10 protein-coding genes are annotated in these 10923 nt (G+C 45.3%); 5 read left to right on the forward strand and 5 right to left on the reverse strand.

Going from position 1 to position 10923, the window contains the following annotated elements; genetic code table 11:
- From ACZ5ZC_RS13195 to ACZ5ZC_RS13215, 5 genes are all read right to left on the reverse strand, one after another.
- The gene (locus ACZ5ZC_RS13195) at nucleotides 1-1506 is read right to left on the reverse strand and encodes an inactive transglutaminase family protein (protein WP_464931973.1); all 1506 of its coding nucleotides are present in this window, start codon (nucleotides 1504-1506) and stop codon (nucleotides 1-3) included.
- Nucleotides 1507-1517: 11 nt separating this feature from the next.
- Nucleotides 1518-2264, reverse strand: coding sequence for an ATP-dependent zinc protease family protein (locus tag ACZ5ZC_RS13200; RefSeq protein ID WP_012841986.1), 747 nt, complete (start codon nucleotides 2262-2264; stop codon nucleotides 1518-1520).
- Nucleotides 2265-2540: 276 nt separating this feature from the next.
- Complete coding sequence (gene cmoB, locus ACZ5ZC_RS13205) at nucleotides 2541-3512, reverse strand: tRNA 5-methoxyuridine(34)/uridine 5-oxyacetic acid(34) synthase CmoB (protein WP_104969239.1); 972 nt, start codon at nucleotides 3510-3512, stop codon at nucleotides 2541-2543.
- Nucleotides 3513-3597: 85 nt separating this feature from the next.
- Nucleotides 3598-4335 (reverse strand): carboxy-S-adenosyl-L-methionine synthase CmoA, encoded by a 738-nt coding sequence (cmoA, locus tag ACZ5ZC_RS13210; RefSeq protein ID WP_048626189.1) that lies wholly within the window; start codon nucleotides 4333-4335, stop codon nucleotides 3598-3600.
- 93 nt (nucleotides 4336-4428) lie between these two features.
- Nucleotides 4429-5295, reverse strand: a complete 867-nt coding sequence (locus ACZ5ZC_RS13215) for a DUF72 domain-containing protein (protein ID WP_256894871.1) — start codon at nucleotides 5293-5295, stop codon at nucleotides 4429-4431.
- 273 nt (nucleotides 5296-5568) lie between these two features.
- Between ACZ5ZC_RS13215 and aspS the strand changes: the two genes are divergently transcribed.
- From aspS to ruvB, 5 genes are all read left to right on the forward strand, one after another.
- Nucleotides 5569-7347, forward strand: coding sequence for an aspartate--tRNA ligase (gene aspS / locus ACZ5ZC_RS13220; RefSeq protein ID WP_046874741.1), 1779 nt, complete (start codon nucleotides 5569-5571; stop codon nucleotides 7345-7347).
- 142 nt (nucleotides 7348-7489) lie between these two features.
- Nucleotides 7490-8236: a YebC/PmpR family DNA-binding transcriptional regulator gene (locus ACZ5ZC_RS13225; protein ID WP_054867745.1), complete on the forward strand. Its 747-nt coding sequence runs from the start codon at nucleotides 7490-7492 to the stop codon at nucleotides 8234-8236.
- Nucleotides 8237-8327: 91 nt separating this feature from the next.
- Complete coding sequence (gene ruvC / locus ACZ5ZC_RS13230; protein WP_012841980.1) at nucleotides 8328-8849, forward strand: crossover junction endodeoxyribonuclease RuvC; 522 nt, start codon at nucleotides 8328-8330, stop codon at nucleotides 8847-8849.
- Between the two features lie 67 nt (nucleotides 8850-8916).
- The gene (gene ruvA, locus ACZ5ZC_RS13235) at nucleotides 8917-9528 is read left to right on the forward strand and encodes a Holliday junction branch migration protein RuvA (protein ID WP_005390750.1); all 612 of its coding nucleotides are present in this window, start codon (nucleotides 8917-8919) and stop codon (nucleotides 9526-9528) included.
- Between the two features lie 287 nt (nucleotides 9529-9815).
- Nucleotides 9816-10820, forward strand: a complete 1005-nt coding sequence (gene ruvB / locus ACZ5ZC_RS13240) for a Holliday junction branch migration DNA helicase RuvB (RefSeq protein ID WP_031780162.1) — start codon at nucleotides 9816-9818, stop codon at nucleotides 10818-10820.
- Nucleotides 10821-10923: the final 103 nt, after the last annotated feature.

A 10923-nucleotide genomic window follows, 5' to 3' on the forward strand; every position in this document is an offset into this window, starting at 1 on the left:
TTAGTCCTCCGCTAGTGGTTTGAAACGACGTAACTCAGTTAGACGGTAACCTGTGTAAGTACCTAGCAATAGAATACCGGCCAGAACAATCAACTGTAGACCAATGAAATTAAAGGTTAGGTGCTGAATGTATGAGTTCGTCATCGCTAAGTAAACCAATACTGCGGTGAGCAGTGAGCCCCCACCTTGCAGAGCAACTTCTTTCGCGCCTTCTTCTTCCCATAGGATAGACATACGTTCAATTGTCCAAGACAAGATGATCATCGGGAAGAACGTAATTGTTAAGCCTTCCGTTAAGCCCATCTTAAATGCGACTACTGTGAACACCGAAATGATCATAATAACGGTAATAATGACCGCTGATATCCGTGCTACAAGCAGTAAGTTCAACCTCGATAAGTAACTTCGAATAATCAAGCCTGTGCCAACGATCAGTAAGAAACCGACAATACCCGTTAATAGCTGGGTTTGAACAAATGCAACAGCAATCAGTACTGGCATGAAAGTACCGGATGTTTTTAGACCGATAATCACACGCAAGAACACCACGATAAGGGCACCGATAGGGATCAGCATGATGGTCTTAAACATTGCTTGTTCTTCAAGAGGCAAGCTATGAATTGAAATATTCAGCAGCCCATCAGCTTCTATCTTGTTGTTCGTCGCTTGCTGTGGAGTCATTTCTTGCTTGATCATTGAGAAATGAACTTGGCTATTTTTACCACCAACAAGATCAAGCAGGGATACATTCGACTCATCCCAAACTAATAAGTTTGGTTTCACGGCTTTCTGTTCGGAATTTGGTGAGAACAGTACCCAATCTTTATCTGACCAAACCTGAACCATTGGTTGAATGGTTTGGCGTCGACGGCCATCTTCTAGTTCGATAACACCGACAGTTTTGCTCTGTATACCTGCGGTAAGCAAAATATTATGTAGTGCATCAGTACGGCTGAAGTCATTCAGTAGTAGCGATGAGTTTTGACTGTCTGGGTCATTAAGCGCTTTGATGAGTTCACGAGTAAAGGTCACATTGTCGGCAGAACGACTCATCGCACGCTCAACAAGGGCATTTGCCGCCGCAGCTTGTGGCGCTGATAGAGTTGGTGGCGTAATGTCTTCAGTTGGTGGTAGAGGCGTAACTTTAGCCTGAGGGTCCACTAAGAACTGCGCTTTGTAGTAAATGGTTTGAGGACCTTTGGCCTGACGAATTGACCACTCGGCACGACGTCCAGAATCAGAATTAATGTAGGAAACGCCATAACCAGAAGAGGAAGCGGATTCACCGATAAGCGTATAACCACTTTGTGTATGAGGTGCTGCGAGTGAAGCTTTGACTTCATTGCCGTTAGCATTGAACTCAATACGTGCCTCTACATCCCATACCTGACGAGTTTCGCCTGGTGTCCAAGGCACGCCGTAGTTTTCATGTCTGAAAACACTCAAAGCAATGCCCGCAATCACCAATAAGATGATTGAAAGGTAAAACGGTATTTTTGACGTCATAATCTACCTTATTATTTTTTATCTTCGTCCGTTTGGATATAGGTACGACTTACATCGACAAGTGCGATGTCGCGCATAAATTCTCTACCCAGTAAAATAGGATGGTTCATATGCGAGCGATCTGCCAACGTAAATTGCGCTTTTTCATGAATTTTTCCAACGCGCACCCAAAGTTCGACTACAGCGCGACGTTCTAGTTCTTCACTGGTAACTTGGCGAATTTTTACGTAACGAATGACTGGCGCTTCGATCCAAGTATTTTTTTCTTCTTCAGATTTACTGGTATCTGCCAGGTGGAATCGAACCCAGTTTTTGCCGTTTCTTTCGAACTCTTCAATATCAACTGCATTTAAAGATGAGGTTGCGGCACCGGTGTCGACACGTGCATCAAAAGTCTGCTTAATGGAGTCGATAGTGACCTTTTCAATTGAGCCAAGGACAATATCATGAGTTGGTGTTGGTTCCACAGGAGCAGGAGATTGGACAATAATCGGCTCTTTTGGCTTTTTCACTTCTGCCATTGCTTCATCACGAAATGTCAGAAGTTCAACCTGTAGTTTATCGACTTGTTCTTCAAGGCTGTCGATATAGTCCGATTGGTTGCTGAGCTGAAGCTCTAAGTTAGTAATGCGATTATTGACATTCGCTTCTGAAGTTTGAATAGCCGCTAACGTTTCTTGGTGGTACTGTTCGCCTTTGGTTAGTGAGCATCCAGATAGTAAGGCGATGGCAACAATCGGGGTCAATCGTAATAACATTGAAAACCTTGGGATTGGATTAAGTTGTTTATTTTTTAGGAGTTTAGCTCATATCGATAAAGCCTCACAAGTAAGAATGTTTCTCTATTACTTATTGTTTGAGGAATAGTGATGAAAAGCTAAAAATCAAGGACATAAAAGCGCATCCTTATTTAGAGCGTGCTTATGTTTTGATGTAACAAATGGACTCGAAAAACAAACACGCTCAGTACGAGGAAAGAGGGTAATGTCTTAACTCGTAAAATGAGTTAAGACAATGTCAGGAATCTCAGCGAATTATGGTTTGCGAGCGACAAGAACCGCGCGGCGAGGGGCAGGGTAACCTTCTACAGTCTTGCTTGGGTCGTTCGGATCTAGATAGTCTGGTAGAGAGTTATGCGTCATCCAATCTGTGGTACGTTGTTCATCAACCGAAGTGACATTTTCATCAACGATGCGCACATCTTCAAATCCTACCAACTCTAACCATACTTTCAGCGCTTTTGCTGAAGGGAAGAAATAGACATTGCGCATTTGTGCGTAACGAGAAGTTGGAACCAACACTGCATTCTCATCACCTTCAATCACGAGTGTTTCCAATACTAGTTCACCATCAGACACTAATTGATCTTTTAGCTGCACCAAGTGATCCAGTGGAGAGCGACGGTGGTAAAGTACGCCCATGCTGAATACCGTGTCGAACGCTTCTAACTTAGGTAGTTGTTCAATACCCAACGGCAGTAGGTGCGCACGTTGGTCATCTCCCATTAGTTTACGAATTGCTTCGAACTGAATTAGGAACAGGTGAGATGGATCGATACCGACGGTTAAGCGTGCACCTTCACCCAGCATGCGCCACATGTGGTAGCCGTTACCACAACCAACATCGAGTACGCTGCGGTTCTTTAATGGAGAAATATGCGGAAGCACGCGGTCCCATTTCCAATCACTGCGCCACTCAGTATCAATATGAATGCCGTGTACGTGGTATGGCCCTTTGCGCCACGGATGGAATGTACGAAGTAAGTTCTCTAATTTCTTCAGCTCACCTTCATGGAAAGGAGTGTCGTTGCTGATGGTCACTGAATTCTTGATGTCAATTTGATCCGGTGAGCCTTCTGGGATCTTGTTCAGTGCTTTCAACCAGCGACCAAAGTCACCGTGCTCTGCATTTTGCCAATCCGTTAGCTGTTGTGGTAGCACATTGAGCCAAGGTTGAAGACGTGTGTCTTGGGCAATCAATTGGTAGAAGTTTGCAAAGTTAAACATAGTTAGTTAATCGCTGAGTTGATGGTATTAAAATTATTAAATAACAGCCTAAAGTGGCGTGATTCAGGGCCTTTGTATGCAAGGTTTATTTAATTGCGAACATAGAGCCAAAGTTAAAGCATTGGAACCAAACATCGTAGCTAGAAAAGCCAATTTTAGCGAAACGCTCTTTATGCTCTTTCTTTGAATCTGGGCGCATTACGTTTTCTATCGCGCTGCGCTTTTGGCTGATTTCTAGTTCGCTATAACCATTTGCACGTTTAAAGTCGTGGTGAAGGTCAATTAATAGCTCGTTTGACACTTCATCTTCGAAGACGAATTTCTCCGACAAAATCAAAATTCCGCCTGGACGTAGACCCGCGTAGATTCGTTCAAGCAGGGCGTAACGATCGTCTGGAGAAAGAAATTGCAGAGTAAAGTTCAGTACGACAACTGATGCGTTTTCAATATCGATATTACGAATATCCGCTTCAACCACATCTACAGGAGTATCGCTTCGGTACGCGTTTACATGCAATTTGCAACGCTCAACCATTGCAGGTGAATTGTCGACCGCAATGATCTTACAGCCTTCTTGTTTGATATGACGACGCATAGACAGCGTAGCAGCACCCAAAGAGCAACCTAGGTCGTAGATGTTTGAGTGAGGTTTTACAAAACGCTCTGCCAGCATACCAATTGCAGAAATAATGTTGCTGTAACCCGGCACCGATCGTTGAATCATGTCAGGAAATACTTCCGCTACGCGTTCATCGAACGTGAAATCCCCAATTTTATCGATTGGAGCCGAAAAAATAGTATCTGGATTGCTCTTAGGGTTCATAACCAAGTCTCTGCATACAAGCCGCCTGAAAACGTCAGGCACCAAAAAAGGCGCGTATTTTATGGGAATTTCACGCCTCTGTCATGTGTTGCGTTAGAACATCTGCAACTGCGAGTTGCCATCGTTAGCCGGGAAAGATGCCAAGTCAGGAAGTGTTATACGCTTTTGTATGTCTTTATACAGATTGGCTGCCAACTCCGGCGCAATCATATTGTCCGCAGTATGGATCATGACATACGGCTGTTTACCTTCTGCAATCCATTGCGGCAACTTGCTGAGCCATGGTGTAAAAAACTCGTAATTTTGCTGTTCTTCTGGATGACCAATAAAGCGAACCAAAGGATGTGAAGCGGTAGCAATAGCGTGGACTGGTACTCTTGGTTTTTTCATTTGCGCATCAATGATCGCTTCATTATCTGGCTTAGCGGCAAAGACAGGGCGGCTATCCATAATAATGCGGTCAATGTTATTTTCTACTAACCATTGGTTAAGCGCTCGCTCTTCTTCACCTTTGGAGAAAAATGCCATATGACGAACCTCAACACCAAGAGGGAAGTTAGGTGGAAAGCTCGCACAGAACTTTTTCAATCGATCAAGGTGCTCAGGACCAAATGCGGCTGGCAATTGAATTGTCCATTGCCCCACACGGTCATGCAACGGCTCCATGACTTTCATGAAGTCTCTCAGTTGTTCGCTGCAACCTCTTAGCATTTGCTCATGAGTGATGGCTTTAGGAAGTTTGAAAGTAAAGCGAAAATCATCGTGGGTTGCTGATCTCCAGTTTTGCACCGTGTTGAGCGTCGGCGTGGCATAAAATGTCGTGTTGCCTTCCACGGTATGGAACACCTGTGCATACTTTTCCAAACGTTCAGCGGGCTTTGTCCCGCTGCCGTAAAAGCTTTGTTGCCATTGATTGTGCGACCACATCGTCAATCCAAGTCGAAGAGGTAAGTTATCCATTATTCTTTACTGCTTGCTACTCGTGTGAATACTTTACGAGAGTTTTGCTGAAATAGGTAATTTCACGCTATAATCCCCACCAATTTTTTCGCTTTGGTGCGCTTTTGAACATTTGTTGTACTAAAAAGCACCAGTGAATAATAAAACACACGTAATTGTATGTTGAGTAGTCGATTTTCGTGGACATTCAGCGTATAACTGAATCTTTACTCTGCTTGGCAATGAGGCTGACAGAGCGTAGTTAACAACATTTGAGAGATTGGGAATTTCATTATGCGTACCCATTACTGTGGTCACCTGAACAAGTCCCTTGCAGGACAAACTGTAGAACTTTGCGGCTGGGTTAACCGTCGTCGTGATTTAGGCGGTCTTATTTTTATTGATATGCGAGATCGCGAAGGTATCGTTCAGGTAGTTGTTGATCCAGATATGGCGGATGCGTATGAAGTGGCTAATACACTTCGTAATGAATTCTGTATCAAACTAACGGGTGAAGTACGCGTTCGTCCAGAAAGCCAAGCAAACAAAGACATGGCAACAGGTGAAGTTGAGATCCTTGCGACAGGTCTTGAAATCATCAACCGCAGTGACGTTTTGCCTCTAGATTTCAACCAAAAGAACTCTGAAGAGCAACGTCTGAAGTACCGTTACTTAGACCTTCGTCGTCCTGAAATGAGTGACCGCATCAAGCTACGTGCTAAAGCATCTAGCTTTGTTCGTCGTTTCCTAGATGACAACGGCTTCCTAGATATCGAAACACCAGTACTAACGAAAGCGACACCAGAAGGCGCGCGTGACTACCTAGTACCTAGCCGTGTTCACAAAGGCAGCTTCTACGCGCTTCCTCAGTCTCCACAGCTATTCAAACAGCTTCTAATGATGTCTGGTTTTGACCGTTACTACCAAATCGTTAAGTGTTTCCGTGATGAAGACTTGCGTGCTGACCGTCAGCCAGAATTCACTCAGATCGATATCGAAACGTCATTCATGACGGCTGACCAAGTACGTGAAGTGACGGAAAACATGGTTCGCGATATGTGGCAAGAGCTACTAAACGTAGACCTAGGTCAGTTCCCAGTAATGCCATTCAGCGAAGCGATTCGCCGTTTCGGTTCTGACAAGCCAGACCTACGTAACCCACTAGAGCTAGTAGACGTTGCTGACCTAGTGAAAGACGTTGAGTTCAAAGTATTCTCTGGCCCAGCGAACGATGAGAAAGGCCGCGTTGCCGTTATTCGCGTTCCAGGTGGTGCATCTTTGACTCGTAAGCAAATTGATGGCTACGGTGAATTCGTTGGTATCTACGGTGCGAAAGGTCTAGCTTGGATGAAGGTTAACGACCGTGCTGCAGGCATGGAAGGTATCCAGTCTCCAGTGGCTAAGTTCCTAAACGAAGACGTGATCAACGCTATCCTAGATCGCACTCAAGCGGAATCTGGCGATATCATCCTATTTGGTGCTGATAAAGCGGGTATCGTTGCAGAAGCTATGGGCGCACTGCGTCTGAAGCTAGGTAAAGATCTAGAGCTAACTGACGAATCTGCATGGGCTCCATTATGGGTTGTTGACTTCCCAATGTTCGAAGAAGATGACGAAGGCAACCTACACGCGATGCACCACCCATTCACATCGCCTCTAGGTGTGACTGCGGAAGAGCTAAAAGCGAACCCAGCTGCGGCAAACTCTAACGCTTACGATATGGTTCTAAATGGTTACGAAGTTGGCGGCGGTTCTGTTCGTATCCACAACGCAGATATGCAAGAAGCCGTATTTGATATTCTAGGCATCACACCTGAAGAGCAACAGCTTAAGTTTGGCTTCCTGCTTGATGCACTGAAATTCGGTACGCCTCCACACGCTGGTCTTGCATTCGGTCTTGACCGTCTAGTGATGCTGCTATGTGGTACCGAGAACATCCGTGATGTTATTGCATTCCCGAAAACAACAGCAGCGGCGTGTCTACTAACAGACGCACCAAGCATTGCGAACCCAGCTGCGCTAGAAGAGCTAGCAATCGCAGTGACTGCAGCGAAAGAAAAAGACGCAGAATAAGCGCACAACATTTGAAGAAAACTCCCGCAACTGCGGGAGTTTTTGTTTAAATAAACCTAAGAAACTTCCAAAGCAATTTCCCAAGCAACGCTTTTTAGCTCATGTTTGCTATTAAGCGTCAAAATACATTAAAAGGTGAATTATGGCAGGTCATAGTAAATGGGCGAATATTCGTCACCGTAAAGCAGCGCAAGATGCGAAGCGCGGCAAAATCTTTACCAAATTAATCCGTGAAATCGTTGTTGCCGCAAAAGAGGGAGGCGGTGAGCCAGAAAATAACCCACGTTTGCGAGCTGCAATTGATAAAGCGTTGTCTAACAACATGACGCGTGACACTGTCAACCGCGCTGTCAGCCGAGGTGCTGGTGGTGAAGGCGATGACAATATGGAAACCGTAATTTATGAAGGTTATGGTCCGGGTGGCACTGCGGTCATGGTCGAATGTATGACGGATAACCGAAATCGCACAGTATCTGGCGTACGCCATGCGTTCTCGAAGTCAGGAGGCAATCTGGGTACGGATGGTAGTGTAAACTATCTTTTCGACAAGAAAGGCGTGATCTCATACGCCTCAGGTTTAGATGAAGATGCGGTGATGGAAGTGGCGTTAGAAAGTGGCGCTGATGACATCGAAACATCAGAAGATGGCTCGATTGATGTTTACACCGCGCCAAGCGATTTTGGGCTCGTAAAAGATGCCCTTGATGCTGCAGGTTTTGAGGCGGAAAACGCCGAAGTGTCGCTTATCCCTTCAACGAAAGCAGAACTGGATGTGGACACTGCGCCAAAACTGCTTCGTTTGATTGACGCTTTAGAAGATCTGGACGATGTTCAGGAGGTTTATCACAACGGTGACATCTCTGACGACGTTGCAGCCTCTCTAGAGTAAACTCAATGTGCAGTGAGCGGTATTCGCTCCGAAATTAGAAAGTAATAATAAGAAATTGAGGTCGCATTCGGCCTCATTTTTAGGAACATTCATGTCAATTATTTTGGGCATTGACCCAGGTTCACGCATTACCGGTTATGGGGTCATTCGTCAAAATGGACGCCATTTGCAATACCTTGGTAGTGGCTGTATTCGTACTTCAGAAAAAGAACTTCCGGGCCGTCTTAAGCAGATTTACGCTGGCGTCACGGAAATCATTACTCAGTTTCAACCGGACGTATTTGCGATTGAACAAGTGTTTATGGCTAAAAATGCGGATTCAGCATTAAAGCTTGGCCAGGCTCGTGGCAGCGCAATTGTTGCTGCTGTAAATGCAGAGTTGCCGGTATACGAATACGCCGCGCGTCTTATTAAGCAAGCAGTAGTCGGTACTGGTGGCGCGGACAAAGCGCAAGTTCAGCATATGGTTCAGCAGATGCTTAAACTGCCCGCCAAGCCTCAAGCGGATGCAGCCGATGCTTTAGGTGTGGCGATTTGTCATGCCAATACGAACAAAACCCTCGTTGCCTTAGCGGGCAAAGCAACCAGTGCCAGAAAAGGGCGCTACCGATAAAATTAACTGGATGTCTATCCAGTTCTTTATTATCCTGTCGCAAATTCATTTCCAAAGAGTATTTATAGTGATTGGACGTCTTCGTGGCACACTGATTGAAAAACAACCACCTGAAGTATTAATTGAAGTTAATGGCATTGGTTATGAAGTCCAGATGCCAATGAGCTGTTTTTACGAGCTGCCAAATGTTGGCGAAGAAGCCATTATTTATACTCACTTTGTCGTCCGTGAAGATGCGCAATTGCTATACGGTTTCAACACAGTAAAAGAACGAGCACTTTTCCGTGAAGTGATCAAAGCCAATGGCGTTGGTCCTAAACTCGGTCTTGGTATTCTCTCTGGTATGACAGCAACGCAATTTGTTACTTGTGTGGAACATGAAGACGTTTCTACGCTGGTTAAGCTTCCAGGCGTTGGCAAGAAAACCGCAGAGCGATTGGTTGTTGAAATGAAAGACCGCTTGAAAGGGTGGGGCGCTGGCGATCTATTTACACCATTTACGGATGCTGCTCCTGCGGATTCTGGTTCGACATCCAACAACGCGGAAGAAGAGGCAATTAGCGCGCTTCTAGCTTTGGGTTACAAGCCGACTCAAGCGTCGAAAGTGGTGTCTCAAATTGCTAAACCGGACATGAGCAGTGAGCAAATGATCCGTGAAGCTCTAAAATCAATGGTGTAACGCTGGTTTCACAGTGAGCATTTGTTCAAGATAACTCATTCTCTAAGGTTAATGCCAATCGCTTAACGATATTTTTGTGTCATTCCTGCGAGCCTTGGCGAGACTAGGAATCTAATAGCAGCGCGCTGAGCGGTTAATGAAACAATTTTGACCATAAAGTGCTCGGATAGAAGATCCTGTATCATGCTCCTTCGTCGCTGTACAGGATGACGAGATACAGAAATATGCCACTTGCCGTTAAACGAGCGGCATTATTCTCTCAGGTAACCATTTTTCAAGGTAAAAAGATGATTGAAGCCGATCGTTTAATCGCGCCAGAAAACCCTGCCTTTCGTGATGAAGATGTCATTGACCGTGCTATTCGACCAAAAAAATTAGCGGATTACCAAGGTCAGGACCATGTCCGTGACCAAATGGAGATCTTCATTAAAGCTGCTCAGTTACGTAGTGAAGCTCTTGATCACCTTTTGATTTTTGGTCCTCCAGGTTTGGGTAAAACCACACTTGCGAATATCGTTGCCAATGAAATGGAAGTGAACATTCGCACCACTTCGGGCCCTGTACTTGAGAAAGCAGGGGATTTGGCCGCGCTGTTAACTAACCTAGAAGAAAACGATGTGTTGTTCATCGATGAGATTCACCGCTTGAGCCCGATGGTTGAAGAGGTTCTGTATCCGGCGATGGAAGATTATCAACTGGATATTATGATCGGTGAAGGTCCGGCCGCTCGTTCTATTAAGATCGATTTACCACCATTTACGTTAATTGGTGCGACGACCCGAGCGGGCTCTTTAACGTCACCATTGCGCGACCGCTTTGGTATTACTCAGCGCCTTGAGTTTTATAAGATAAAAGACCTCCAAGATATTGTGCAGCGCAGCGCGGATTGTTTAGGTTTGTCAATGGAGCCTGAAGGTGCATTGGAAGTGGCAAGACGTGCACGTGGCACACCACGTATTGCTAACCGTCTACTACGTCGTGTTCGCGATTATGCGGAAGTGAAAGGAAATGGTCACATTTGTGCAGAGGTTGCCGACAAAGCGCTGAATATGCTTGATGTGGACGCCGAAGGTTTCGATTACATGGACCGCAAACTACTACTCGCAATTATGGAGAAATTTGGTGGTGGTCCGGTCGGACTCGATAACATGGCGGCAGCGATTGGTGAAGAAAAGGATACCATCGAAGACGTTCTTGAGCCTTACCTTATTCAGCAAGGTTATTTACAACGCACTCCACGTGGAAGAATCGCGACAGATCGTGCGTATTTGCATTTCGGAATTGAAAAATAAGATTCCCGCGCTGGACCTTTGCTGCCCAGCGCTTCATTAAAGTTGACCAAACTCACATTTTTTGAATTTCTTCTCATACCAGTTTAGTAAGTAAAAAGCATTG

The organism is Vibrio sp. JCM 18905 (genome assembly GCF_055393305.1).

What these genes read in the sequence shown, in the direction of transcription:
- ACZ5ZC_RS13195 (WP_464931973.1), bottom strand. Translation starts at nt 1,506, where the DNA reads ATGACGTCAAAAATACCGTTTTACCTTTCAATCATCTTATTGGTGATT.
- ACZ5ZC_RS13200 (WP_012841986.1), bottom strand. Translation starts at nt 2,264, where the DNA reads ATGTTATTACGATTGACCCCGATTGTTGCCATCGCCTTACTATCTGGA.
- cmoB (WP_104969239.1), bottom strand. Translation starts at nt 3,512, where the DNA reads ATGTTTAACTTTGCAAACTTCTACCAATTGATTGCCCAAGACACACGT.
- cmoA (WP_048626189.1), bottom strand. Translation starts at nt 4,335, where the DNA reads ATGAACCCTAAGAGCAATCCAGATACTATTTTTTCGGCTCCAATCGAT.
- ACZ5ZC_RS13215 (WP_256894871.1), bottom strand. Translation starts at nt 5,295, where the DNA reads ATGGATAACTTACCTCTTCGACTTGGATTGACGATGTGGTCGCACAAT.
- aspS (WP_046874741.1), top strand. Translation starts at nt 5,569, where the DNA reads ATGCGTACCCATTACTGTGGTCACCTGAACAAGTCCCTTGCAGGACAA.
- ACZ5ZC_RS13225 (WP_054867745.1), top strand. Translation starts at nt 7,490, where the DNA reads ATGGCAGGTCATAGTAAATGGGCGAATATTCGTCACCGTAAAGCAGCG.
- ruvC (WP_012841980.1), top strand. Translation starts at nt 8,328, where the DNA reads ATGTCAATTATTTTGGGCATTGACCCAGGTTCACGCATTACCGGTTAT.
- ruvB (WP_031780162.1), top strand. Translation starts at nt 9,816, where the DNA reads ATGATTGAAGCCGATCGTTTAATCGCGCCAGAAAACCCTGCCTTTCGT.